Origin of the sequence: Actinoplanes oryzae (genome assembly GCF_030757795.1) — a bacterium.
GTDB lineage: Bacteria > Actinomycetota > Actinomycetes > Mycobacteriales > Micromonosporaceae > Actinoplanes.
In genome coordinates, this window is the sequence record NZ_JAUQWH010000139.1 from 1 (window position 1) to 24,058 (window position 24,058).

Annotated in this window: 29 protein-coding genes and 1 riboswitch; of the genes, 18 read left to right on the top strand and 11 right to left on the bottom strand. The window is 73.9% G+C overall.

The genetic code is table 11. From position 1 onward, the window contains the following. The coding region (locus RBH18_RS32875) for a tetratricopeptide repeat protein (protein ID WP_306214365.1) at positions 1–574 on the top strand (574 nt) is incomplete at its 5' end. Positions 575–618: 44 nt separating this feature from the next. Further along, positions 619–1,038, top strand: a complete 420-nt coding sequence (locus tag RBH18_RS32880; protein ID WP_306214366.1) for a M15 family metallopeptidase domain-containing protein — start codon at positions 619–621, stop codon at positions 1,036–1,038. 37 nt (positions 1,039–1,075) lie between these two features. Here the strand turns inward: RBH18_RS32880 and RBH18_RS32885 are convergent, their stop codons facing one another. After that, entirely contained in the window at positions 1,076–1,765 is a 690-nt protein-coding gene (locus RBH18_RS32885; RefSeq protein WP_306214367.1) for a TetR/AcrR family transcriptional regulator, read from the bottom strand. Between the two features lie 49 nt (positions 1,766–1,814). Between RBH18_RS32885 and RBH18_RS32890 the strand changes: the two genes are divergently transcribed. Then, a complete protein-coding gene (locus RBH18_RS32890) occupies positions 1,815–2,921 on the top strand; it encodes an FAD-dependent oxidoreductase (RefSeq protein ID WP_306214368.1) in 1,107 nt (368 codons plus the stop codon). A gap of 136 nt (positions 2,922–3,057) precedes the next feature. On the opposite strand, the gene RBH18_RS32895 is transcribed toward RBH18_RS32890, so the two are convergent. Further along, positions 3,058–3,672 carry an alpha/beta fold hydrolase gene (locus RBH18_RS32895; protein WP_306214369.1) on the bottom strand — a complete coding sequence of 205 codons (615 nt, stop codon included), beginning with the start codon at positions 3,670–3,672 and terminating at the stop codon, positions 3,058–3,060. 148 nt (positions 3,673–3,820) lie between these two features. Next, positions 3,821–4,267 carry an endonuclease domain-containing protein gene (locus RBH18_RS32900; RefSeq protein ID WP_306214370.1) on the bottom strand — a complete coding sequence of 149 codons (447 nt, stop codon included), beginning with the start codon at positions 4,265–4,267 and terminating at the stop codon, positions 3,821–3,823. A 236-nt stretch (positions 4,268–4,503) separates the two neighbouring features. On the opposite strand from RBH18_RS32900, the gene RBH18_RS32905 reads away from it, so the two are divergent. Then, complete coding sequence (locus RBH18_RS32905) at positions 4,504–4,659, top strand: hypothetical protein (protein ID WP_306214371.1); 156 nt, start codon at positions 4,504–4,506, stop codon at positions 4,657–4,659. Positions 4,660–4,840: 181 nt separating this feature from the next. Here RBH18_RS32905 and RBH18_RS32910 read toward each other — a convergent pair whose 3' ends face one another. Next, positions 4,841–5,239, bottom strand: coding sequence for a VOC family protein (locus RBH18_RS32910; protein ID WP_306214372.1), 399 nt, complete (start codon positions 5,237–5,239; stop codon positions 4,841–4,843). 354 nt (positions 5,240–5,593) lie between these two features. Next, positions 5,594–8,185, bottom strand: coding sequence for an ATP-binding protein (locus RBH18_RS32915; protein WP_306214373.1), 2,592 nt, complete (start codon positions 8,183–8,185; stop codon positions 5,594–5,596). 216 nt (positions 8,186–8,401) lie between these two features. Here RBH18_RS32915 and RBH18_RS32920 point away from each other — a divergent pair, with 216 nt between their 5' ends. Then, positions 8,402–8,791 carry a hypothetical protein gene (locus RBH18_RS32920; RefSeq protein WP_306214374.1) on the top strand — a complete coding sequence of 130 codons (390 nt, stop codon included), beginning with the start codon at positions 8,402–8,404 and terminating at the stop codon, positions 8,789–8,791. A gap of 75 nt (positions 8,792–8,866) precedes the next feature. Beyond that, positions 8,867–9,478, top strand: coding sequence for a class I SAM-dependent methyltransferase (locus tag RBH18_RS32925; protein ID WP_306214375.1), 612 nt, complete (start codon positions 8,867–8,869; stop codon positions 9,476–9,478). Positions 9,479–9,482: 4 nt separating this feature from the next. Here the strand turns inward: RBH18_RS32925 and RBH18_RS32930 are convergent, their stop codons facing one another. From RBH18_RS32930 to RBH18_RS32940, 3 genes are read right to left on the bottom strand one after another with little or no spacing between them, the layout of a single operon-like run. Beyond that, complete coding sequence (locus RBH18_RS32930; protein ID WP_306214376.1) at positions 9,483–9,995, bottom strand: hypothetical protein; 513 nt, start codon at positions 9,993–9,995, stop codon at positions 9,483–9,485. 8 nt (positions 9,996–10,003) lie between these two features. After that, positions 10,004–10,741 carry a hypothetical protein gene (locus RBH18_RS32935; protein ID WP_306214377.1) on the bottom strand — a complete coding sequence of 246 codons (738 nt, stop codon included), beginning with the start codon at positions 10,739–10,741 and terminating at the stop codon, positions 10,004–10,006. Continuing rightward, positions 10,738–11,442 (bottom strand): ABC transporter ATP-binding protein, encoded by a 705-nt coding sequence (locus RBH18_RS32940; RefSeq protein ID WP_306214378.1) that lies wholly within the window; start codon positions 11,440–11,442, stop codon positions 10,738–10,740. Before RBH18_RS32940 ends, RBH18_RS32935 begins: the two co-directional genes overlap by 4 nt. 99 nt (positions 11,443–11,541) lie before the next feature. Between RBH18_RS32940 and RBH18_RS32945 the strand changes: the two genes are divergently transcribed. Together RBH18_RS32945 and RBH18_RS32950 are read left to right on the top strand one after the other, a co-directional pair. Then, entirely contained in the window at positions 11,542–12,375 is an 834-nt protein-coding gene (locus RBH18_RS32945; RefSeq protein ID WP_306214379.1) for a sensor histidine kinase, read from the top strand. After that, the gene (locus RBH18_RS32950; protein WP_306214380.1) at positions 12,372–13,025 is read left to right on the top strand and encodes a response regulator; all 654 of its coding nucleotides are present in this window, start codon (positions 12,372–12,374) and stop codon (positions 13,023–13,025) included. Before RBH18_RS32945 ends, RBH18_RS32950 begins: the two co-directional genes overlap by 4 nt. Here the strand turns inward: RBH18_RS32950 and RBH18_RS32955 are convergent. Further along, positions 13,012–13,818 (bottom strand): AraC family transcriptional regulator, encoded by an 807-nt coding sequence (locus tag RBH18_RS32955; protein WP_372339027.1) that lies wholly within the window; start codon positions 13,816–13,818, stop codon positions 13,012–13,014. The genes RBH18_RS32950 and RBH18_RS32955 overlap by 14 nt on opposite strands. Positions 13,819–13,835: 17 nt before the next feature. On the opposite strand from RBH18_RS32955, the gene RBH18_RS32960 reads away from it, so the two are divergent. After that, positions 13,836–14,330 carry a VOC family protein gene (locus tag RBH18_RS32960; RefSeq protein ID WP_306214381.1) on the top strand — a complete coding sequence of 165 codons (495 nt, stop codon included), beginning with the start codon at positions 13,836–13,838 and terminating at the stop codon, positions 14,328–14,330. 3 nt (positions 14,331–14,333) lie between these two features. On the opposite strand, the gene RBH18_RS32965 is transcribed toward RBH18_RS32960, so the two are convergent. Next, positions 14,334–15,125, bottom strand: coding sequence for a dihydrodipicolinate synthase family protein (locus RBH18_RS32965; protein WP_306214382.1), 792 nt, complete (start codon positions 15,123–15,125; stop codon positions 14,334–14,336). Between the two features lie 72 nt (positions 15,126–15,197). Here RBH18_RS32965 and RBH18_RS32970 point away from each other — a divergent pair, with 72 nt between their 5' ends. From RBH18_RS32970 to RBH18_RS32980, 3 genes are all read left to right on the top strand, one after another. Beyond that, on the top strand, positions 15,198–16,079 hold the full coding sequence (locus tag RBH18_RS32970) for a LysR family transcriptional regulator (protein ID WP_306214383.1): 882 nt from the start codon (positions 15,198–15,200) through the stop codon (positions 16,077–16,079). Between the two features lie 74 nt (positions 16,080–16,153). Continuing rightward, positions 16,154–16,387 carry a VOC family protein gene (locus RBH18_RS32975; protein ID WP_306214384.1) on the top strand — a complete coding sequence of 78 codons (234 nt, stop codon included), beginning with the start codon at positions 16,154–16,156 and terminating at the stop codon, positions 16,385–16,387. Positions 16,388–16,445: 58 nt separating this feature from the next. After that, a complete protein-coding gene (locus RBH18_RS32980; protein ID WP_306214385.1) occupies positions 16,446–17,480 on the top strand; it encodes an aldo/keto reductase in 1,035 nt (344 codons plus the stop codon). Positions 17,481–17,645: 165 nt separating this feature from the next. Here RBH18_RS32980 and mycP read toward each other — a convergent pair whose 3' ends face one another. After that, positions 17,646–18,815, bottom strand: a complete 1,170-nt coding sequence (mycP, locus tag RBH18_RS32985; RefSeq protein WP_306214386.1) for a type VII secretion-associated serine protease mycosin — start codon at positions 18,813–18,815, stop codon at positions 17,646–17,648. A 19-nt stretch (positions 18,816–18,834) separates the two neighbouring features. Then, positions 18,835–18,978: riboswitch (cobalamin riboswitch) on the top strand. A 37-nt stretch (positions 18,979–19,015) separates the two neighbouring features. Here mycP and RBH18_RS32990 point away from each other — a divergent pair. The 6 genes from RBH18_RS32990 to RBH18_RS33015 all read left to right on the top strand — a co-directional run. Further along, positions 19,016–19,219 (top strand): CbtB domain-containing protein, encoded by a 204-nt coding sequence (locus RBH18_RS32990; RefSeq protein ID WP_306214387.1) that lies wholly within the window; start codon positions 19,016–19,018, stop codon positions 19,217–19,219. Continuing rightward, positions 19,210–19,983: a CbtA family protein gene (locus RBH18_RS32995; RefSeq protein WP_306214388.1), complete on the top strand. Its 774-nt coding sequence runs from the start codon at positions 19,210–19,212 to the stop codon at positions 19,981–19,983. The genes RBH18_RS32990 and RBH18_RS32995 overlap by 10 nt, the downstream gene beginning before the upstream one ends. Further along, the gene (locus RBH18_RS33000) at positions 19,980–20,534 is read left to right on the top strand and encodes a histidine phosphatase family protein (protein WP_306214389.1); all 555 of its coding nucleotides are present in this window, start codon (positions 19,980–19,982) and stop codon (positions 20,532–20,534) included. Before RBH18_RS32995 ends, RBH18_RS33000 begins: the two co-directional genes overlap by 4 nt. 48 nt (positions 20,535–20,582) lie before the next feature. Then, positions 20,583–21,107, top strand: coding sequence for a hypothetical protein (locus tag RBH18_RS33005; RefSeq protein WP_306214390.1), 525 nt, complete (start codon positions 20,583–20,585; stop codon positions 21,105–21,107). 119 nt (positions 21,108–21,226) lie between these two features. Beyond that, positions 21,227–22,876 (top strand): alkaline phosphatase family protein, encoded by a 1,650-nt coding sequence (locus RBH18_RS33010; protein WP_306214391.1) that lies wholly within the window; start codon positions 21,227–21,229, stop codon positions 22,874–22,876. 43 nt (positions 22,877–22,919) lie between these two features. Then, positions 22,920–24,058, top strand: a 1,139-nt coding sequence (locus tag RBH18_RS33015) for a GNAT family N-acetyltransferase (RefSeq protein ID WP_306214392.1), incomplete at its 3' end; no start/stop codon positions are given.

Consider the following 24,058-nt stretch of genomic DNA (forward strand, 5'->3'; position numbering starts at 1 on the left):
CGACACCGCGCTGGCCGCGTCGCTGGCCGCGTACCGGCGGGCCGGCTCGCCGCGCGGCGAGGCCCTGGCGCTGCGCTCGATCGCGCTGGCGCACCGCGCGCAGGGCCGCTACCCGCAGGCCGAGGCGGTCCTGCGGCAGGCGCTGCGGATCTGCGCCGAGCTGGGCGACGCCAAGCTGACCGCGTTCTGCCGCCGGGCCCTGGCCAAGACGTGGGTACGCGCGGGGCGCCTGGCCGAGGCCCGCCCGCCGCTGGAGCAGGCCCTGGCCGAGCACCGCGCCGAACGCGACAAGTGGGCCGAGGCGATGGTCCTGCGCACCCTGGGCGAGCTGGACCTGGCCGCCGGGCGCCTGACCGAGGCCGCGCGATCGCTGCAGGCGGCCCGCGACATCTTCCGGGCGCAGGGCGCGACGCTGTTCTGGGCGCGGACGCTGCGCGACCTCGCCGACCTGGCCGCGGCGCGCGGTGATCACGCGGCCGCCGGTCGGGTGCGCGCCGAGGCGATCAAGACCTTCCACGCGTACGGATCCCGCGAGTACACCGAGCTCACCGGCCGGCCCGCCCCGCCGTTGTAGCCGGGCTGCAGCATTTCTCCAGCCGCGTGCCCGAGCCTGCCCGCGTGTCCCGCAAGCCCGTGCCGCCGACCGACCCGCGCGTGGCCGCCGTCCCGGTGCGCGAGTCCGGCGACCGCCTCGTCGACGTCGCCGCCAGCGCCCCGCTGCGCGTGACGGCCCCGGCCCTGCTGCGGTTCGGCGTGGTCGAGCGGCTGGTGATCGCCCAGAGCGCCCTGCCGCGTGACGTGCGCCTGGTCGTCGTGGCCGGGCACAGCAGCGCCCCGACCCACGCCAGCGGCGCCACGGTGGACGTGACGCTGGTCCGCGACGACGACGCCCTGCCGGATCTGCCCCTGCTGACCGGCGCGCTGGCCGGCGCCGGCCTGGTCGCCTGGGCGCCGTGCTGGTGGCGCTGGTCCTACGGCGACCAGGTGTGGGCGTACGTGATGCGGGCCCCCCACGCCAGGTACGGCCCGCTGCCGTAGACCATCGTGGCGTCGTGGGTCCTGCGCAGCTGAGGGGTCAGGCCGGCGGACCGGCGAGTTTGGCCGCCACCGCGTCAAGGACCCAGTCCAGGCCGGTCGTGAAGGTTGTCTCGGCGTCCACGTCCGTGCCGTCGTGCACGGCCTTGGCCAGCGCCGGGAAGCGGCCCGTGGCCAGCAGACCCGTCACGTGCGGGCCGGAGGCGCGCTGCCAGTCGTGCTTGGACAGGCCCGTGGCACGCTCGGCCCGCAGATTCGCGATCTCGCGTCTGATCGCGCCGATGAAGTAGGCGCTCACGGTTTCCACGGCGCGCATGACGGTGTCGATGTCGGCGAGGCCGGCGAGGGTGGCCAGCGTGGCCTCGGTCACGGCCAAGCCGTTCGGGCCCAGGGCCGGGCGACCGCCGAGCAGGTCGGCGAGCCATTCGTGACGCAGAGCGGCTTGCCTGGTGCGGCCGGCGAGGCTGCGCAGCCCCTCCCTCCAGTCGACGGGTAGCTCCGGGGGGAGGATCTCGGCGTGGACCGCGTCCACCATGAGGTCGAGCAGGTCTTGTTTGGTGGCGATGTATCCGTACAGCCGCATCGGGCCGGCGTTGAGCCGGGCCGCGACCTTGCGCAACGACACCGTCTCCAGCCCGCCCTCGTCGGCCAGCGCGATCGCGGCAGTGACGATCCGCTCCCTGTCGAGCGGCACGGGCGGTTGCGGCTCCGGGCGGTCCCAGACAGTCATGGTCTCCAGTCCTGTTGCGAAGCAGCGTCGGAAAATACAGTGTATCGGTATGAGACACCGTATCGCTGTTGTCGGGGGTGGCCCTGCCGGCCTCACCTTCGCCCGTGTCCTGCACCGCCATGGCTGTCCCGCAACCGTCCTCGAACGCGATCCCGCCCCCGACGCCCGTCCTCCCGGCGGCACGCTCGACCTGCACGAAGGACTCGGCCAGCTGGCACTGGCCAAGGCGGGGCTGCTGACGGAGTTCCAGGCGCTGTCTCGGCCGGAGGGGCAGGCCATGCGCATCCTGGACGTGGACGGCACCGTCCTGCGTGACTGGCGGCCGGGGCCCGACGAGCGGGCCAATCCCGAGATCGATCGCGGGCAACTGCGCGACCTGCTGCTCGGCCCTCTCGACGTCCAGTGGGGGCGGCGCGTGACTCGGGTGGTGCCGGGCACCTCGGACGGCGTCCTGGTCCAGTTCGCGGACGGGCGACAGGAGACGTTCGACCTCGTGGTCGGTGCGGACGGTGCCCGGTCCCGGGTCCGCCCGGCGGTCTCGCCGGTGACGCCGCACTACACCGGCGTCACCACGGTCGAGACTTCCCTCGACGACGTCGACACCCGCCACCCCGACCTCGCCCAGTTGATCGGCGCCGGGTCCGTGGCCGCGTACGGCGTGAACCGAGCCCTCGTCGCCCAGCGCAACAGCGGTGGTCACGTCAAGGTGTACGCCCACTTCCGAGCGCCGCTGGACTGGCACACGACCCTGGATCCGGCCGACACCGAAAGCCTTCTGGCACTGTTCGAGGGCTGGGCCGCTTCCGTCCTCGACCTGCTGCGCCACGGCACCGCCTTCATCCCCCGCCCCCTGCACGCTCTCCCCGTGTCCCACACCTGGACCCACGTGCCGGGGGTGACGCTGCTGGGCGACGCCGCCCACCTGATGCCACCGCTGGGGGCAGGCGCGAACCTCGCGATGCTGGACGGCGCCGAGCTCGCCGAGTGCGTCGCCGGCGGTTCCGCGGATCTGGACCAGGCCGTCCGCGCCTTCGAGGAACGGATGTGGTCACGAGCCGGCAGGTGGGCGACGATGACGACCGCCGGTCTGGAACGCCTCGTGAGCCCGGACCCCGCCGAAGCCCTCGCCCTCTTCGAACAGGTCCACCGATCCTGACCGCCGGAAGCGAGAGCACCGGACTTTCAGGGCGACGGCGGCCGAGCCGGCGATGACGCGCGATCGGCGCCGGCCCAGGCGTCTTCGATTGGCGGCGTCGGATACTCCGACTGTCCGAAGGGGTTCGCGCTGGTGATCATGTAAGCGCGAAGTTGACGACGGTGCGGACGAACGAGTCGGCGTGGGGCGGGAACGCCGGGTGGGGTGGTTCGGGGCAGCCCGGCAGTTTCACTGCCGTCGGCAAGATGCGCAACAGGGCATCCACCGTGCGGCGCTGGTGGGACGGATTTTCGGGGGTCGAGGGAAGCACGCCGACCGGTTTGGTGATGGAGGCGAGTTCGTCGTCGGTGGTGCCGCGGAGTGTGTGGCCGTCCAGCAGTGCGTCGAGGGTGTCCGGCTGTGCGCCAAGTCCGGCCAGGCCAAGGCGGGTGCGGGTGTCGACCTGGGGATCGCCGGCCGTCGCGGGCCAGGCCAGGAGAAGCCGTTCGACCCGTTCGGGCTCGATGAGGGCAAGGCGGATGGCGGCTGAGCATCCGTTCGAGCCGGCGACGATGGTGACGGGGTGCTCAGGCAGCAGGGTCGTCAGGTGTTGCGCCTCGGCCGTCCAGCTCTGGGGCCGGCGGACGCGGTCGGGTGAGAGCACGTGGACGCCGTGGTGCTGCAGTCCGGCGACGATGCCGGGATGGTGCCAGAAGCGTTCAGCGTTCATGTCTTCCCAGAGTCCGCCGTGGATGAGCAGAACCGTGGTCATGGCGGGTATCCCGTCCCGGTGTCGCGTTGAACTGTGGTCGTTGGTACCGCTGTGGCGACGGTCGTCGGCTGACGTCTGCGGCCGCTCCTGCCCGGCGCAGCGTGATGAGCAGGTCCGCGGCGACCGGCAGACCTGACGGCGAGCGCCGCTACGAAGGGCGGCCGGCGTACCTGTCCAGATATCGGCGTACGGCGTCGAGCAAGCCGGGATTGTCCTCGACCGCCGCGGTGACCGCGTGGCAGCGCCCGCACAGCAGCCGGCGCACGGCACCGGTGCGGTGGTCGTGATCCACGGCCAGGCGCCGGGGCCGCCCTCCGCTGCCGCGCCGTGTCTCGGGCCGGTCGCAGATGGCGCACCGCCCATCCTGCTCAGCGAGCATGCGGGCGTACTGCTCAAGGGTCAGGCCGTGCTTTTCGCGCAGCACCTGGCCGTGGGAGATCCGGCTGCCGTCCGTGGCCGCGTAGCGAGCTCTCTTCTCGGCCGTCAGGCATTGCTTGCACGGCTGCCGAGGCGCCGACGAGTACGACTGCGTGTAGAAGCCGTCACGCCGTTTCGTCTCGCCGCACCGCTTACACAGGACTTCGTCGTCCGCCATCCCCGCACTCTACAACACACGTGGTGTGTGGTGACAACACATAACTGTCATTATGGTGTGCGCCCGTTTTGTCCGGTTTCGGCATTAACGGATTACTGATAATGGCAATCTATTAATGGGCGCGTGGGGCGACGCGGAAACGGACCGGTGGGTCGCTGTGGTCAGATGCCAGCTGAGGGGTTCGGGACGCGCTGGCGTGGCAGGGCGTGGGCCGATCGTCGTCGAGCCCGGCCGCGGTGACGGCCGAGTTGGAGAAGCTGGCCCACCTGCGTCGCCTCGATGCGCACGCCGTGGATCTGTCGATGCTGCCGGCGCAACAGCGCCGGCTCCTCGCCGGGGTTGGGCGGCGGGGCAACCCGGGCGAGGTCAGCTCACCGACGACGGCGAGCTGATCATCCCGCGGCTGACCGCCGAGGACGTACCGGCCGTGGCCGACGCGCTGCGCTCCGAGCCGGCCGATTGCGTCGATGCTGGTCGACTCGCTATGCCTGTTGTCGGCCAGCATGTCGTAACGGACGGCGACGGACGCATAACGTTGGGGCACTCGATGTCTGAGGCATGAGCGAACGCTGGTCACTCAACCGGTGTGGGAGACCCAGCGTTCTCTGTGAGTAGACGCAGGTGATCCGCTTGCGACTGCAGGACGCAGAACAGGTTACCGCCGGGATCCGCCATGACTACCCAGCCTTCGTCGCCGGTCTGCCCGACGTTGGCGTGCCGGGCACCCAATTGGACCGCACGCGCCACGCAGGCGGCTTGATCTTCCGGGCGAAGATCCAAGTGGATCGCGCTGGGTTCGACCTGCTCGGCAGAAGGCTGAATCAGCAGGGCCGGCTGACCATCGCAGACCAGCAGTACCGAGCTGCTGTGATTCGGCGCTACCTGATAGCCGAGTAGATCACGCCAGAATCGGGCGACTTCGGAGGGCACGTGCGTCTTCATCGTCACGGTTGCGATCGTGGCGTAGACCATGCCTGATTCTCTCCTCGCGCCCCACCATCGGCGCAATGCACATCGATCCCTCGTCGGCCCCATGCAGAATGCATGAGTACGCGGAGTGGCTGTGTTCGGGCCTCGTCATGCTTCAGCAATGGTCAACAAGTGGTGCTCGTTCTCACGACCATCCGCGCCGGACCGGCCGGCGAGGTGGTGACAGACCGGGGAAGCCGCAGGAGGCCGGTACTCCTGCACCACGGACCTCGTCATCACGCCGCGGCCCGGCGTCACCGCGATGATCGAAGCGATCGGCGGACTCGTCCGAGAGGGAGAGATCAACGACGCCTGCCGGGTCATTCCGGACACGGAGGAAAGCCAGGATGCCTCGACTCAACTGGCAGGCGACAACCGGCCTTGAAGGTCGGCGAGGGTGCGAAGGTGCACCCGGATCTGGTCGGCCTCGGGCAGGCCGAGGTCGGTCCAGAGGACCAGGGCGTGCCGGTAGTGCTTGCGCGCGAGGTCGAGGTTGCCGAGAGCGTGGTGGGCGGCGCCGAGGCCGGTGAGGGCGCGAGCCTGCTGGTCCCGGCTTCCGGCGTCCGTGGCGATGGTGTGGGCGGCGGTGTGGTGGGTGACCGCGTCGGCGGGGCGGCCGGCGGCGTGGGCGGCTTCGCCGAGGCCGTTGAGTGACCATGGTTCGCAGCCGCGGAACCCGCTCTCGCGGGAGCCGGTCAGGGCCCGTTCGTGGTACTCGGCGGCCTGGTCCGGCCGGCCCAGGCGGGTTTGCAGGATGCCGAGATTGTCCAGCGCGGCCCCTTCTCCGGTGCGGTTGCCGAGCTGCCGGTACAGGGCCAGGGCCCGCCGCAGATGGGTGCCGGCCGGCCCGTGGCGGCCCGACCGGGTTTCGGCCTCGCCGAGGTGCACCAGGGCGTACGCTTCGCCGTCCCGATCGCCGGTCCGCCGGTGCAGGAGCAGGGCCCGCTCGTGGCAGTCGATGGCCTCCCGGTGCCGGCCCAGCAGCGCCTCCACGGTGCCCAGACCCGTCAGGGCGCGGGCTTCGCCTGCGTGATCGCCGGTCTGCCGGCACAGGCGCACGGCCTGCGTGAAGTGGTCGGTGGCCGCCGGGAAACGGCACCCGCCGTGCGCGGTGACGCCGAGGTCGTTGAGCGTGCGGGCCTGGCCGTGCGGGTCGCCGGCCTGCTGGAACAGAGCCAGGGCCTGCTGGAGGCGTTCGGCGGCCGGCCCGTAGCGGCCCAGCCGCCAGAGGGCGACGCCGAGATCGTTCAAGGCGTGGGCGTGCCCGGTCGCGTCGCCGATCGAGCGAGCAGCGTGGAGTGCGTGTCCGTGCACGGTGACGGCGTCGGTGTAGTGGCCGCCGGAGAGGTAGCGGTACAGGGTGCGGGAAAGCCTCACGGCATGCGTGGGCCATCCGTTGGTCGCGGTGTGCGCGGCGACGGCGACCAGGGTCGGCCGTTCGGCGTCCAGCCAGCCGAGGGCGGCGTCCGCATCGCTCAGGTCGGGGGCCCGGGGGCCGGTGCGGGGCTCGGCGGGGTACAGCGTGGCGGTGGCGGTGGCGGCGGCGCCGAGGTAGTGGTCGAACAGGCGGGTCAGGGCGGCTCGCCGCTCGGACGGTGGGTCCTCGTCGGTGGCTCGGGTGGTGGCGTACGCGCGGATCAGGTCATGGAAGGTGTACCGGTCCGATGCGCCCTGCTGGAGCAGGTGGTCGTTGCACAGCCTTTCCAGCATGGCCCGGGCGGTGGCCACATCGGTGCCGGCGAGGACCGCGGCGGCGTGGGCGTCCAGGTCTTGCCCGGGGTGCAGGACCAGCAGGCGCACCAGTCGTCGCTGGTCCGGGGGCATGTGCTGGTAGGACTGGTGCAGGGCGAGTTCGACGCCGGTGTCCAGGCGCCGCTGGCGGTGGCATTCGTCGAGCCGGTCGGCGTGGTCGGTCAGGGTCCATCCGGCTGTGCTGCGGATGCGCCCGGTGATCAGGCTGAGGGCCAGGGGCAGGGAGCCGCAGCGGTGGGCGATGCGCGCCGGTGCGTCCGGGTCGGCGCCGACGGGAATGCCGGTGACGGCCTGGCCGAGGAAGGCCGTGACCTCCGCGGGGGTGAACACGTTCAGGGTGAGGCGGGTGGTGGGGTTCAGGCCGGTCAGGCTGCGCCGGCTGGTGACCAGGGTGAGGCAGCCCGGTGTGGCCGGGAGCAGGGGCCGGACCTGCTCGGCGCTGGCGGCGTTGTCCAGCACGACCAGGGCGCGCGTGCCTGCCAGGCGCTCGCGGTAGGCGGCGGCGCGGGCGCCGAGGTCGTGGGGGATCCGCTGGCCGGGCATCCCCAGCAGGCGCAGGAATCCGTCGAGGACGGCGGCCGGGGCGGCCGGCGGCTGCGCCGGATCAGGATCGAAGCCGCGCAGGTCGACGACCAGGACGCGCTCGAAGCTCTGTCGCTGGTGCAGCAGGTGCCCGGCGTGCACGGCGAGCCGGGTCTTGCCGACTCCGGCCATTCCCTCGATGACGCAGGTCACCGCCGCCTGTCCGGCCCGTGCCGCGTGGCCGAGCCGGTCGAGCTCGCCGGTGCGTCCGGTGAAGCCGGCCAGATCCCGCGGCAGACGGTCCTGCACCCGGACCTGGGACACCGCCTCGATCTCGCCACCGACCGCCCGCAGCGCCTGGCGCCACTGGGACACGTACCCGGTGTCCGGGTGCAGCGCCTCGACGACCGCGACGACGAGGTCGGTGCCCAACCGGCGGCGGCCGGGCCGGAAGCAGTACGCGACGGTGGACTTGCACACCAGCTCACCGGCCGGCCGGCCCGCCGCGGCCCACGCGGAGTTGACCCTGTCCTTGATCGTCTCGTAGGACGGGTCACCGGCCCAGACCTTCAGCAGGCGCAACCGCTCGACCAGGCCGGCGAGACTGCCGGCCTGCGCAGGATCGGGCAGGGACGTGAACACCTCGCCCGGCGCCGTCATCGGCTTTCCTGACAACGGCACTCCTCAGGAATCGGTTGCTCCGAGGCTAACGGCCTCGCCGCCGGGCGTCGGTCGCCTGCCGGACAGTTGGCGACGCCCGGTCCACAACAGACCCGTCCGACGCCGTCGCGGCGTGCGAAATCGTCCGAGATTCGGCTGGGCCGGGGATCGGCGCCCAACAATCGATGGCGACACCACGTCGTCCGGAAACTGCCAGGGATGAGGGACGCGATGAACGGAACTGCAACGCTGGCGATCAAGACCGTGGCACTTCTCGCGGTGGCGGGGGGAGCAGCGGTGCTGCACGAAACGCCGGCCGCGGCCTCGTGCGCACACGGGGCGAGGGATGCCAACGCCGGCTACGACACGGTGGAGGGCACCGGCGGTCAGGGCCTGGCTCTGCGCATCGGCGGTCCGCACACCAGCTGCTCTTACCTCTACCGCATCCCCGACGGCACTCAGATCGACCTGTACTGCTGGACCCAGGGCGACAACATCTTCGGGACGCCGTACTGGAACTACGTCCGCTGGAACCAGGGCGACGGCACCGGCGACCGCTTCGGCTGGGTCTCGATCTACTACCTGCGCAACGCCGGCGCCCCCTCCTGGGCGGCTTGCTAGTGTCACGAGCCCGGGGAGAGCGCAGGCGCAAACCTCAGGAGAATCGTTCTGACAGAAGCGTCTACTGTGTCGCGCATGCCCGCTTGGCTCGATGACACCCGCACCTCGTACGACACCGTGGCGCAGGGCTACGCCGATCTGGTGCGTGACGCGGCCGGGTGCGAGCCGTTCCTGCGGGGCGCGCTCGACATGTTCGCGGGCCTGGTCGAGGGGCCGGTGGCCGATGTGGGGTGCGGGCCGGGGCACTTCACGGCGTACCTGGCCGGCCGGGGCGTCGACGCGTTCGGGATCGACCTGTCGCCGGGGATGATCGCGGTGGCGCGGCGCGAGCATCCGGGGCTGCGCTTCGAGGTGGGGTCGATGACGGGGCTCGAGCTGGGCGAGGCGTCGGTGGGCGGGCTGTTGTCGTTCTTCGCGCTGATCCATGTGCCCGACGAGGAGGTGCCCGCGGTGCTCGCCGAGTTCCGCCGGGTGCTGCGGCCCGGCGGGGTGGTGCTGGTGGGCTTTCACGCCGGGCAGGGCAGCCGGCTCAAGACCGAGGGGTACGGGGGGCATCCGATGCGGGTCCACGTGCATCGGCGTACGCCCGAGGTGGTCGGCGCCTGGCTGGAGGCGGCCGGGTTCACCGTGCAGGCGGAGCTGCGCGAGCGTCCCGCCTCGGCCGCGTTCCTGTACGCGCGGCGCTGACATGTCACACGTCGCGGCGGGTGAACACCACGCCCGCGGCGGCCAGCAGCACCCCTGCCCAGACCAGTGCGGGGCCGCAGTGCAGCGCGTCGGGTAGCCAGCCGGTGCCGGCGGGCACCAGGGCGCGCAGCAGCGGGCCGCCGATCAGGTACCAGCCGGTCAGCACGCCGACGGTGGCGGCCGGCTGCCGGATCAGGCTGCCGGCCGCGGTGGCCAGCAGGGCCGTCACCACGAGGTAGGCGACCGCGCCCGGCCGGCCGGCGAGCAGGGCGGCGGCCGCGCTGACGGGGGCGGCGGTGATCGTGACGGCGGCGGCCCGGGCGGTCGCGGCGGTGATGCGGCGCGGCGTGGCGAGCAGGGTGGCCCGCTCCTCGGTGGTGCCGGCCAGGGCGCCGAGGACGAGCAGCCCGGCCTGGGTGTGCTCGAGCTCGCGCAGCAGCCCGGCGGCGGCCACGGTGCCGGCGGCGGTCAGCCACACCGCCGGCAGGGTGAGCAGCATGCCGGTCTGGGCGTGCACGGCGGCTCTCATGCGTCGCGCCGGGCGAAGGCGGTGCCCGCGGCGGTGAGCAGGACGGCCACCCACGCGGTCATGATCAGGCCGGCGAGTATCGGCGGCGGGTGCACGGGGCTGTCCATGCCGCGCAGGAACATGTGCGCCCCGACGATGTCGGGCAGGTAGGCGGCCGCCGGGGTGAGCTTGGTGAGCAGGTAGGACACCGAGACCAACGAGCTGTTCACGAGGAAGAGCAGCAGGGGGACGATGCCGCTGCGGGTGACGATCGTGAGCGCGTACGCGAGCAGCGCCGTCAGCACCCAGAACAGCACCGCCCCGGCGATGCGGCCCCACCCGGGAGCCGGAACGGCGTCGCCGTGCACGACGGCGGTGACGGCCAGGGTCAGGGCCGTGGCGAGGGCTGCCTGGGCCGTGACGACGAGCACCAGCACGGCGGTCTTGGTCACGAGCAGGCGTACGCGCCGCGGGGTGGCCAGCAGCGTGGCGCTGACCTGCCGGGATCCGGTGTCGTCGCGGGCGCGCGTGTACTCGCTGCTGATCGCCACGACGCCGAGGACCGCGGCGCCGATGAGGGCCAGGCCGAGGTGTTGCAGTCCCAGGTCGGCGGGGTCGGTGACGGTCGCGCCGGCCAGGGAGCGGCGTACCGCGGGGGCGTTGAGCACCACCAGCAGCGGCCCGGCCAGCAGACCGATCAGCAGGCCCACCCAGGCGCCGGGCAGCCCGGCCAGCTTGCGTAGCTCGGCGCTCATGCGGCCGGACCGCCGGTGAGGGTGAGGAACGAGTCCTCCAGCGAGGCGTGCGCCGCGGTGACCTCGCCGAGGGTGCCCTGCGCGACGACGCGGCCCCGGTCGATGATGACGACGTCGTCGACGGTGGCGGTCAGCTCGGTCATCAGGTGGCTGGACAGCAGGACGGTGTGGCCGCGGGCGGCGCGGGCGCGCAGCAGTTCGCGCAGCCACACGATGCCGGCGGGGTCCAGGCCGTTGACCGGTTCGTCGAGCACGAGCGCGTCGGGGTCGCCGAGCAGGGCGGCGGCGAGCCCGAGGCGCCGGCCCATGCCCAGCGACAGCCGCCGGGTGCGGGTGCGGGCGGCGCCGGCCAGGCCGGTCAGCTCGAGCACCTCGTCGGCGCGGGTGCGGGGCAGGCCGTTGCTGACGGCCAGCCAGTGCAGGTGCGCCCGGCACGTCCGTGAGGGGTGGGCGCCGCTGCCGTCGAGCAGCGCGCCGACGCGGGTGAGCGGGCGGGGCAGGTCGGCGTAGCGGTGGCCGTGGATGCGGGCGCTGCCGGTGGGGGTGCGGTCCAGGCCGAGCAGGATCCGCAGGGTGGTGGACTTGCCGGCGCCGTTGGGGCCGAGGAAGCCGGTGACGCGCCCGGGGCGGGCGGTGAAGCTGATCTCGTGCAGGATCCGGGTGCGGCCCCGGGTCTTGCTCAGGTGCTCGATGCTGATCATTGCAGCAGTCAACCGGCGCCGGGGGTCCGTACGCGTCGGACCTGGATCCTGTTTTGGTGCGCGGTCTACGACCTGGGTCCTAGTTCTACAGTCGGGGCCATGAATCCGCGGCCGCTGTGGCAGTCCCGTTCGCTTCCGATCGCCGTCGCGGCGGCCGTGACCGCGGTGCTGCTGGTGTGTGCCACCGGCACGCCGGGCTCCGGGGGGCGGTGGGTGGTGCCGCTGCTCGGCGGGGCCGCCGTGGCGGTTGCGGTGTGGGCGGTGCTGCGCCGGCGGGCCGAGCGTGCCGCGTACGAGCGCCGGCTGACCGCGTGGGCGGCCACCGAGGCGGTCCTGGGTGAGCGGCTGCGCATCGCCCGGGACCTGCACGACCTGGTGTCGCACGGGCTGGGCCTGATCACGGTGCGGGCGGCGGCGACCCGGGGGCTGCCGCAGTCGCCGCAAGTACGGGCCGCGTTCGCCGACATCGAGCAGGCGAGCCGGCACGCGACCGACGAGCTGCGCCGGATGCTGACGGTGCTGCGGGAGCGCGACACGGCCGCACCCCGTACGCCCGTCGACGATGTGGGCGCGCTGCCGGCGGTGGTGCAGCTCGCGCGGCGTGGCGGGCTACGGCCGCGGCTGAGCGTGGGCGAGCTGGGTGTGGTGCCGGCGGGGGTGCAGGTCGCCGTCGGCGCGGTCGTGCGGGAGGGGCTGGCCAACGCGGCGCGGCACGCGGGCCCGGTGGCCGTCGAGGTGCGGGTGTGCCGCGAGGGCGGCGAGTTGGTGGTCACGGTCGCCGACGAGGGTCCGGCCGCGGGACGGCCCGCGGCGGCGCCGGGTACGGGTCACGGCCTGGCCGGGCTGCGCGAGCGCGTCGGCAGCCTGGGCGGCACGGTGACGGCCTGCCCCACGGGTACGGGTTTCCGGCTCACGGCTCGGATCCCGGCGTGACGCGGGTGCTGCTGGCCGACGATCAGCCGTTGCTGCGCCGCAGCCTGGCCACGATCATCGGCGCGGAGCCGGATCTGACCGTGGTGGGCGAGGCGGGCGACGGCGCCGAGGCGCTGGTGCGGGCCCGGGCGGCGCGGCCCGACGTCGTGCTCATGGACGTGCGGATGCCGCGGGTGGACGGGCTGACCGCGACCCGTCGCATCTGCGCCGATCCGGTGCTGGCCGGCTGCCGGGTGCTGGTGCTGAGCATGTTCGAGCTCGACGAGTACGTGTACGAGGCGCTGCGCGCGGGCGCGTCGGGTTTCCTGCTCAAGGATGCGCGGCCGGAGGATCTGCTCGACGCGATCCGGCGTACGGCCCGGGGTGAGGCCTTGTTCGCCCCGGCGATCCTGACCCGGCTGGTGGCGCACTATGTCGCGGTGCCGCGCCCGGTGGCCTCGGCGCGGCCGGCCGGGCTGACGCCGCGGGAGCGCGAGGTGCTGCAGCTGATCGGGTCGGGGCTGGCCAACGACGAGATCGCGGCCGCGCTGGTCATCTCGGCGAAGACGGTGAAGACCCACATCACCCATCTGCTGGCGAAGCTGGCGGCCCGTGACCGGGCGCAGCTGGTGATCGCCGCCTACGACGCCGGGCTGGTCAGGCCCCGCTGACCCGGGTGCGGTAGCCGCCGGGGGTCAGGCCCAGGACGGTGCGGAACTCGTTGGCCAGGTGGGCGTGGTCGCTGTAGCCCAGGTCGGCGGCGACGTCGGCGAGGGTGACCGTGGGGTCGGCGCGCAGCCGGGCGGCGGCCTCCTGCAGCCGGCGGCGGCGGATCATGGCCAGCGGGGGCAGGCCGACGTAGCGGGCGGCGAGGCGTTGCAGCGAGCGCGGGGATAGGGCGAGGCGGGCGGCGGCGTCCTCGACCGTACGGACGGCGGGGTCGGTGTCGATGAGTTCGGCCATCTCGTTGGCCAGCAGCGCCTCGCGGGCCGGGGCGGGCACGGTGGCCCGCAGCCACGCCGTGAACGCGTCCACGGCGCGGGTGTGCCGGTCCTCGCCGCCGGTCATGGCGTCGGTGACCGCGGTGGCCAGGGCGGGCAGGTCCAGGTCGATGGAGGCGTCGCGGACCGCGGCGGGGTCGGCGGTGAAGTGCGCCACGGCGGCGGGGCGCAGCAGCGCGCCGACGGCCCAGCCGGTGCCGGTGAGGTCGCGGTGCGAGGCGCGGGTGGCCGGGCCGGCCAGCGACACCGACGCTGCCTCGACGACCAGGTTGCAGGCGGGGAAGGCGATCAGGTGCTGGCGGGAGGTGCGGCCCGGTTGCAGGTGCCACTCGGGGATCCAGAACCAGCGGACCAGGGCCGCCACCGCGGGCGGGGCGCTGAGCCGGGCGAAGGTGGGCAGCCGCGCCGGATAGAGCACGCCGGCGGGCTGTCGCGAATCTTCAAGCCCGCCGGGGGTTTCCATACCTAGCATCTTGGCGCATGGCAGAGAACATCGCGCCGGCCGACGGCGAGCACACCACCAACGGCACCCCGCACGGTGCCACCAGCATCACCCCGTTTCTGGCGATCCCGGACGCGCGCGGCGCGATCGGCTTCTACCGCGACGTGTTCGGCGCGCGGGTGGTCGACGTGACGGAGATGGGCGGCGTCGTGGCGCACGCGGTGCTCGACTTCGGTGCCGGGCTGCTGCAGCTGGGCGAGCCGATGCCCGACTACGGTCTGGTCCCGGCGCCGGCGGGGGAGCAGGACTGCTATTCGCTGGGCCTGTACTGCCCGCAGGTGGACACGGTCGTCGAGCGGGCGGTGGCGGCGGGCGCGGTGGTGCGCGAGGCGCCGACGACGTTCGTGTCGGGCGACCGCTTCGCGAGCATCCGCGACCCGTACGGGGTGCGCTGGTCGGTCATGACCCGCGTCGAGGACCTGTCGGAGCAGGAGAGCGCGCGCCGCGTCGCCGCGTGGGCCGCCGCCCAGTGAGGCTCAGGCCGCCAGCAGCGGCAGCCGCACGTGCGCCGACGGGATCCGCCCGTCGGCGTGCAGGGCGGCCTTGACACCGACGGGGTTGGGCCGCGCGAACAGCTCCAGCGACAGCCGGGTGAGCCGGTGCCCGAGCCCGCGTTCCCACCGCTCGGTGAGCTGCACGAACGCGGCGGTCTGCAGGTGCGCCGAGGCGATGATGCCGCCGGCGGCGCCCAGGGCGAGCAGCGCCGGCAGGTACGGGTCGTCGCCGCCGAGGATCGCGAAGCCGGGCGGCGGGTCGGCCAGCAGCGTCACGGTCTGCGCGTCGATCCCGCCGGCGGCCAGCTTCATGCCGGCGACGCCGGGCAGGGCGGCGAGGCGGTGCACGGCCGCGGCCGTCAGCGGCTGCCCGGTGCGGTAGGGCACGTGGTAGATCAGCATCGGCGCGGGACTGCGGGCGGCCAGCTGCGCGAAGTACGCGACCACGCCGTCCTCGCCCGGCCGGACGAACGGCGGCACCAGGCTCAGCACGGCTGCCGCCGAGGGGGGTACGCCGCCGAGCTGCTCGACGCTGTTGGCGCCCACGATCAGCGGGGCGTCGCGCTCGCGGCACACGCCGGTGAGCACGTCGAGCACCCCGGCGCGCTCGGCCGGGCTCAGCGACCCCGGTTCGCCCGTGGTGCCCAGGGCGACCAGCCCGCGCGCCCCGCCGTCGAGCACCTCGTGCGCCAGGCGCCGCAACACCTGCGGCTGCACCGCCCCGGCGGCGTCGAAGGGCGTGATCATCGGCACGTAGACACCGTGGAAGTCCATGCCCGTCAGCCTGCCCGCCCCGCGAGCATCAGGTCCAGTTCCGATTCGTGCGCCTGACCGTAAGCTGAACTGATGCTCGACGCGTCCCGGCTGCGGCTGCTGCACGACCTGTCCCGCCTCGGCACCATCGCCGCCGTCGCGCGGCTGCGCACGTACACCCCGTCCGCGGTGTCGCAGCAGCTGGCCGTCCTGGAACGCGAAGCCGGCACCGCCCTGCTGGCCCGCACCGGCCGCACGGTGACGCTCACCGCCGCCGGGCAGATCCTCGCCGCGCACGCCGCGACCGTGCTGGCCGCCCTCGACGAGGCGGAGGCGGCCCTGGCGGCGGTGCGCGGCGGGCTGCGCGGGCCGTTGCGCATCGGGGCGTACCCGTCGGCGGTGCGCACCCTGCTCCCGGCCGCGCTGGTGCACCTGGGCCGCGACCATCCCGGCCTGGACCTGACCGTCACCGAACTGGACCCCGTCGCCGTGCCCGCGGCCCTGGCCGACCGCGCCATCGACGTCGGCCTGATCCAGGACTACGACATCGCCCCCGCAGCCCCCGCCCGCGACCTGGACTCGCACCCCCTGCTCGACGAGACGGTCCACCTGGCCGGCGCGGCCTCGCTGGCCGCCGCCGCCGGCGAACCATGGATCCTGGCCAGCCCGGGCACGCTGTGCCACACCGCCACCCTGCACCTGTGCCGCACGGCCGGCTTCGAACCCCGGGCCCGCCACCACGCCGACGACTTCGCCACCGTCCTCGCCCTGGTCGCCGCCGGCCAGGGCGTCTCCATCGTCCCTCAACTGGCCACCGCCGACCCCCCACCGGCCGTGACCCTCACCCCGCTGCCGGCCCGCCGCCGCACCCGCATCGCCCACCGCCGCGCCGCCGCCGGCCACCCGGCCGTCACCGCCTGCACCACCGCCCTGCAAGCCGCCGCGGCCACCTATCTGGATGCCGCGCGGTCGTGACGAGCGGTGGGTGACACACCCTGTCACCGACCGCTGCGAATCTTGTTCCCGTCACAACCCTCGGATTCCACGTCATGGCCTACGACGTCCGGGAGAACCAGACCTACCACGCCGGTGACCGGCCGTTCTTCGTCTCCGTCCGCGGCACCGGCGCCGAGGAGATCACCGGCTACTGGAAGGCCCTGTCCGAGGGGGCGGAGATCATGGCCGGCCTCGGCCCGTCCGGCTGGGCGCCGCTCTACGGGATGCTCAAGGACCGCTTCGGCGTCATCTGGACCCTCGACATCGCCGTCCAGTACGCCGGCTGACCAACACCACAAACTTCCCGGGTGCATTGTGCATCCGGTTGACCCGAAGGGCCCCCTCGTGCGTATGCGCACCCTTGGCCGTACCGGCATCCAGGTCAGTCCTTTCGCCCTGGGCACCATGAAGTTCGGACCGTACGGCAACCCCGACCCGGACGACTGCGTCCGCATCATCCACAAGGCCCTCGATGCGGGCATCAACGTCGTCGACACCGCCGACGTCTACGGCGGCAACGGCGAGACCGAACGCATCGTCGGCAAGGCCCTGCGGGGCCGCCGCGACGACGTGGTGCTGGCCACCAAGTTCAACGGTCCGATGGGCGCCGACCCCAACCGGCAAGGCAACTCCCGCCGCTGGATCGTCACCGCCGTCGAGGACTCCCTGCGCCGCCTCGGCGTCGACCACATCGACCTCTACCAGGTCCACCACGTCGACCACCGCACCGACATGGAGGAGACCCTGTCCGCGCTGACCGACCTGCTGCGTGCCGGCAAGGTCCGGGCCATCGGCACCTCCGGGCTGCCCGCGGCCGACATCGTCGAAACGCAGTGGCTGGCCGAACGGCGCGGGCTGGCCCGGTTCCGCACCGAGCAGCCGCACTACTCGATCCTCAACCGCGGCATCGAACGCGACGTCCTGCCCGCCTGTGCGAAGTACGGCCTGGGCACGCTCATCTGGAGCCCCCTGGCCGCGGGCCTGCTCACCGGCCGCTTCCGCCCCGGCGGCGAGCCGATCTCGCCCAACAGCCTGCACTGGCTCCCGCAGCACATGACCGACCAGCGCAAACACGCCGCGATCGAAAGACTCGTCCCGATCGCCGAGCAGGCCGGCCTGTCGCTGACCCACCTGGCGATCGCCTTCGTGATCAACCACCCGGGAGTCACCTCGGCGATCATCGGGCCGCGCACCATGAAGCAGCTCGACGACTTGCTCGCCGGGGCCGGCACCGTCCTCACCGACGACGTCCTCGACCGGATCGACGCAGTCGTGGCGCCCGGCACCGACGTCGGCGCGATGGACGTCGCCCACGTCCCGCCGGCCCTCACCGAGCCCGGCCTGCGCCGCCGTTCCATCGGCGAACGCGCCGCGGCTTGACGAATCGGGCCTGCCCGCGAGGACACCCATGGTGACACTGCGACTGGTCGCAGACTGTTCCCGGCACCGACCTCCCGGGCGTAAGCCACGCTGGAGCGGTCAGCGGCTGGTCGCAGCGGCCGGTAGCCGTCGGATTGTTGATCTCGGTGTGAGCCGCCAGGGTGGTCATCCGGCCGGGCGCCAGTGGCGGCGGCGGCCGTGGCGGATCGCGGCGGTGGCGGCGAGGACCAGCAGCAGCATGCCCGTGCCGGCGGCGGCCATGAGCAGGGCGCGGTCTCGAGCCGGCGCATCGGCGCCGGCTGCGGGTGCGGGCGCCGGGGCAGGGGCCGGGCGGGGTGGGGGACTTGCGGGCGCGGCGAGGGTTTCGGTGACGGCGCGGTACGGGTTGAGCACGCCGGTGCCGTACGCGTCGCTGCGGGCTCCGCCCGGGGCCGGGTCCGCGGTGGCCTGGATGCGGCGGGTCACCTGGGCCGGGGTGAGGCCGGGGAAGCGTTGCCGGATCAGGGCGGCGGTCGCGGTCACGAAGGGGGTGGCGAAGCTGGTGCCCTGCCCGGTGGCCTGGCCTCGGCCCGGGACGGCGAAGGTGACGCCGACGCCGGGGGCGGTCACGTCCACGTAGTCGCCGCGCTGCGAGAAGTCGGCGAGGACCCCGTCCGGGCCCAGCGCGCCGACGCCCAGCACGCCCGGGTACGCGGCGGGGAACGACGGCGGCCCGGCGGCGCCCTGGTTGCCCGCGGCGGCCACGACGGTGACCCCGGCGGCCAGCGCGGCCTGCACGGCGGCGCGTACCCGGGGGTCGTCGCGGGTCGTCACCAGGGAAAGATTGATCACATCGGCGGCGCCGCCGTCCGGGTCGGCCGCCCAGGCGATCGCCGCGGCGAAGGCGCCCGGGCCGGCGGGGTCACCGTCGTCGCCGGTGCGCTCGCTGACGCGGACCGGCACGATCGTCGCCCCGGGCGCGAGCCCGCGCAGGCCGGCGCCGTCGCGGGCGGCCGCGGCGATGATGCTCGCCACCGCGGTGCCGTGCCCGACGCAGTCCTGCCGGCCGTCGGGGTGCCCGTGCAGGAAGTCGCGGCCGCGGTCGACGTGCCCGGCGAGCTGCGGGTTCGTGGCGTCCACTCCGGAGTCGACCACGGCGACCCGGACGCCGGTGCCGGTGGCGAAGCGGGCGAGCTGCTCCGGGTCGTACAGCAGGTCCTCGAAGGGCCGGGCAGGCAGGTCCGCCGCGGCAGCCGGCGCGCGCGGGCAGACGAAGGCGTGCGCCGGTGCGGCCGGGACCGCCACGCCCGCCGTGGCCACGACGGCCGCCGCCAGCACGGATCGACACACGCGCATGCCTGGATCCTAGCGATTGACCGCCCGGGACGCGCCCGGCTAGGTTGAGGGCAACCAACTGCGGCATGCGAGGGAAACCGGTGCAAATCCGGTGCGGTCGCGCCACTGTGAACGGGCCCGCGGGCCCGTGAGTCAGGACACTCGCCTGTCGCAGGCCTTTCGATCGGGACGCGTCATCCCGCAAGGAGCTCTGATCCGCCGTGGCCAAGATCCAGGCCGTCCGTCCGCTCGACCTGCCCGCCGTCTCCACCCGCACGCTGGTGATCGCCGCCGCCGTGGTGGCCGGTCTGCTGCTCATGGCCTATCTGGTGGCCTTCGACCAGGGGGCGCTCTCGCGCAGCGGCATGTTCCTGCACGAGCTCATGCACGACGGCCGGCACCTGCTGGGCGTCCCGTGCCACTGACCGCCCGCAAGGTCACCTACGGGCAGCTGCTGCTGCGCGGGCTGCTGGCGGGCCTGATCGCCGGGCTGCTGGCCGGCACCTTCGCCTACTTCCTCGGCGAGCCCAAGGTCGACGCGGCCATCGCCATCGAGCAGGCCCAGGCCAGCGCCGGCGAGCCGGCCGGGCACAGCCACGACGACGAGCAGGCCCTGGTCTCGCGCGACGGGCAGAAGGGCGGGCTGTTCCTGGCCACCGGCCTCTACGGCGTGGCCATGGGCGGGCTGCTCGCGACGGCCTACACGATCCTGCGCCGCCGGCTGCGCACCGGCGACGACGCGCGGGCCGCGCTCGGGCTCGCCGCGGCCGCCCTGGCCGGGCTGGTGCTGGTGCCGTTCGTCAAGTATCCGCCGAACCCGCCCGCGGTCGGCGACCCGGCGACCATCGACCAGCGCACGATCAGCTACGTGTCCATCGTGGTGATCGGCCTGGTCGCCGTGTGGGCGGGCGTGCTCGCCTTCCGGTCCCTGCGCGCCGGCGCCGCCGAGTGGCTGCGGCTCAGCGCCGGGCTGGGCGCGTTCCTGCTCGTGGTCGTCGTCGGCTACGTGCTGCTGCCGGCCATCGACGAGGTGCCCGACACGTTCCCGCCCTCGCTGCTCTACAGCTTCCGGCTGACGTCGCTGGGCACCCAGGTCACGCTGTGGGTGTCGCTCGGGCTCGCCTTCGCGGCGCTGCTCACCCGGCTGGGCGCGCCGGCCGTGCGCGATCCCGAGCCCGTGGCGGTGTGAGCGGCGCCGTGCGGCTGCTGGCCACCGCGCCGACCCGCAGCCTGCGGGAGGCGCGCTTCGGCGGCGACGACGATCTGGACGAGGGCGGCCGCGCCGCCGCCCTCGCCCTGTCCGCCTTCGGCCGCGACGCCCTGTGGGTGTGCGCACCCTCGCGCGCGGCCCGGGAGACCGCCCAGGCCCTCGGCCGCTCCGCACTGACCGAGAAAGCCCTCGCCGACCCCGGCTTCGGCGCCTGGACCGGCCGCACCCTGACCGAGATCGCCCAGGACGACCCGCTCGGCCTGCACCTGTGGCTCACCGACCCGGCGGCGGCCCCCCACGGCGGCGAAACCCTGTCCGGCGTACGCGAACGCGCCGCGGCCTGGATGGACGCCATGGCCACCGAACGCGTCGTCGCCGTCGCCCACCCCATCGTCGTCCGCGCCCTGCTCGGGCACGCCCTCGGCCTGCCCGGCGACCGCATGGCGGCCCTCGACGTGGCGCCGCTGTCGGTCACCCGCCTCACGTACCGCACCGGCCGCTGGAACCTGCACTTCCCGCCCGCCGCCTGAACCGCCGCCCCAGGGCCCGGCGGGGCCGGATGTGGGAAGCTGTCGGCCATGACGACGCCCCAGCCGCCCGAGCAGCCCGCTCCGCTCTTCTCGCCGCAGCAGGCCTGGCCCGCGCCCGCCGCCGCCCCCGACGGCGACCCGGCCGGCACCGGCCCGCTGGGCACCCCCGTCACCGACCCCGCCCAGCCGGGCAAGCCGCGCCGCAAGCTCAGCCCCCTGCTGCTCGCCGCCACCGCCGGCGCCCTCGCCGGCGCCCTGGTCATCGGCGCGATCTGGCTCGGCACCGCCCTCGACGGCGACGGCAGCGCCGCCTCGGCCGACAGCGACGCCCGCGCCGCCTGCGACGTGTTCGACCGGGTGCCCGACACCTGGCAGCAGGAGACCTTCACCCAGGCCAACACCGCCCGCCTGCAGGCCGGCGTCGCCCTGGCCGTCGCCGCCGCCGAGCAGGACGCCCGCTACCGCGCCCTGGCCGCCGAGGCCCAGCGCGCCCAGCAGGCCATGGTCGGCTTCCAGCTCGACGCCATCGCCGCCCAGGTCCGCTCCGCCCGCTCGCAGTGCGACGACCTCTGAACCCGACCGGTGTGACGCAGCCCTCCGCCCCGCCCCGGCGGTGAACCGGGCGGGGGCGACAGGCGTGTACTCCACGTCCGGGGTTACGCTCCGTCCCCGACGTCCGGAAGGCCGCCACCTTGTCCCGTCTGCGCCGCACCGCCGCCTGGGCCGGCACCGCCCTGGCCGCCCTGCTCGTCTTCGTCGCCCTCGTCGTCCCTGACCAGGTCACCCGCCTGCCCGAGGGCGCACCCTGGTGGGCGGCCGTGGTCCGGGTGCCCATCGAGGCGGTCGCGGTCCTCGCCGTCCTGCTCGTCCTGCCCCGCCGTGCACGCACCGTCACCGCCACGGTGCTCGGCGCTCTGCTCGGCGTGCTCACCGTCCTGAAGATCATCGACATCGGGTTCTTCACCGTCCTCGCCCGCGCCTTCGACCCGGTGCTCGACTGGCCGCTGTTCGCCGACGGCTACCGCTTCGTCCGCGACTCCTTCGGCCCCGCCGGGCTCATCGGCACGCTCGCCGGCGTGATCGTGCTCGCGGTGGGCGTACTCGCCGGGTCGGTCCTCGCCGTCAGGCGCCTCGCCGCCGTGACCGCGCGGCACACCACCGCCGCCCGCGCCGGCCTCGCGTCCGCCACCGCCGCCTGGCTGCTGCTCGCCCTGGCCGGCACCTCCTTCGCCCCCGGCGTCTACGTCGCCTCCGACAGCATGGCCACCCTCACCCGCGACAGCGTCGTCAGCGTCCCCGCCGCCCTGCGCGACCGCCGCGCCTTCGACCGCGAAGTCGGCGACGACGCCTACCGCACCACCCCACCCGCCTCCCTGCTCGCCGGCCTGCGCGGCAAGGACGTCATCTTCGCCGTCGTCGAGAGCTACGGCCGCTCCGCCGTGCAGGACCCCACCCTCGCCGGCCCGGTCACCTCCCTGCTCACCCGCGGGACGTCCCAGCTCGCGGCCAAGGGCTACCAGGCCCGCAGCGGTTTCCTCACCTCACCCACCGCCGGCGGCGGCAGCTGGCTGGCCCACTCCACCTTCCAGTCCGGCGTCTGGATCGACAACGAACAGCGCTACCGCGGCCTGGTCTCCGGCGACCGCCTCACCCTCACCAGCGCCTTCGCCAAGACCGGCGCCTGGCGCACCGTCGGCGTCGAACCCGGCCTCACCTACGCCTGGCCCGAAGGCTCCTTCTACGGCTACCAGCAGGTGTACGACTCCCACACCCTCGGCTACGCCGGCCCCGCCTTCGGCTGGTCACCCGTGCCCGACCAGTACACCCTCAAGGCCTTCACCGACCGCGAGTACGCCGTCGCCGGCCGCGCCCCGCTCGCCGCCGAGATCACCTTCGTCTCCAGCCACACCCCCTGGGCCCCCCAGCCCACCCTCACCGACTGGAACATCCTCGGCGACGGCTCCCTCTACACCCAGCAGCACGCCGCCGGCCGCAGCGCCACCGACGTCTGGAAAGACCCCGCCCAGGTACGCACCGAATACACCAAATCCATCGTCTACACCCTCGACAGCCTCATCTCCTGGGTCACCACCTACGGCAACGACAACCTCGTCCTCGTCGTCTACGGCGACCACCAGCCCGCCCCCATCGTCGTCGGCGACAACGCCAGCCACGACGTCCCGGTCAGCATCATCACCCACGACCCCGCCGTCCTCGACCGCGTCGCCGGCTGGGGCTGGACCGCCGGCCTGCAACCCGCCCCAGCCGCCCCCGTCTGGCCCATGAACGACTTCCGCGACAAATTCCTCACCGCCTTCGGCCCCACCGGCGCGCACCGCTGAAATCGCTGTCCCGCACCGGCCGCGCGCTGGCAGGATGCTCGGCGTGACCTACCAGGTACGCCCACTCGGCCCGGACGACGACCACCAGGCGTGGCACCTCGGCAGCCTCACCTTCGGCTACCACGACCAGCCCAAGCCCGACGGCTGGAGCGCCACCGGCCCCGGCCGCCGGCAGCACGGCGCCTTCGACCCCCACGGCCGCCTGCTCGCCAAGGCCCTCGACCGCGAGCAGCACCAATGGTTCGGCGGCCGCCCCGTGCCCGCCAGCGGCATCGCCGGCGTGGCCACCGCACCCGACCAACGCGGCCACGGCCTCGCCCGCCTCGTCCTCACCCACCTGCTGCACGACGCCCGCGACCGCGGCGCCGCCATCAGCACCCTGTTCGACACCACACCCGCGCCCTACCGCGCCCTCGGCTGGGAAGAGATCGGCACCCTCACCTACTGGAAGATGCCGACCCGCACCCTCGCCACCATCCGCCCCGACCCGAACACCACCCTGCGCCCGGCCACCGCACCCGACCTGCCCGCCATCCACTACCTCTACCAGCAGGTCGCCCGCGACAGCACCGGCATGATGGACCGCACCGGACCCACCTTCGACACCGACCCCGCCGCCATCCTCGCCGACTACCACGGCTTCACCCTCGCCACCGACGACACCGGCACCCCCACCGGCTACACCACCTGGGACCGCGGCCCCGGCTACGACGCCACCGGCAAACTCACCGTCGACGACCTCATCGGCACCACCGACGCCGCCACCCGCACCCTGCTCGCCATGCTCGGCTCCTGGGCCAGCGTCGCCCCCACCACCCTGCTGCGCCTCGGCCCCGCCGACCCGGCCTGGTCCCTCATCGCCCGCGCCGACGCCCACCCCGACACCAGCCAGCCCTGGATGCTGCGCCTCATCGACGCCCCCGCCGCCGTCGCCGCCCGCGGCTGGCCCACCCACCTCGACGCCACCCTCGACCTCGACCTGATCGACGACGTCTGCCCCTGGCACCACGGCCCGCACCGGCTCACCCTCACCGCCGGCACCGGCCAGCTCCACCCCGGCGGCACCGGCACCATCCGCCTCACCCCCCGCGGCCTCGCCGCCTGGTACGCCGGCGCCGCCACCCCCGCCCAGCTGCGCCGCGCCGGCCTCCTCACCGGCGGCGACCCGGCCACCGACGCCCT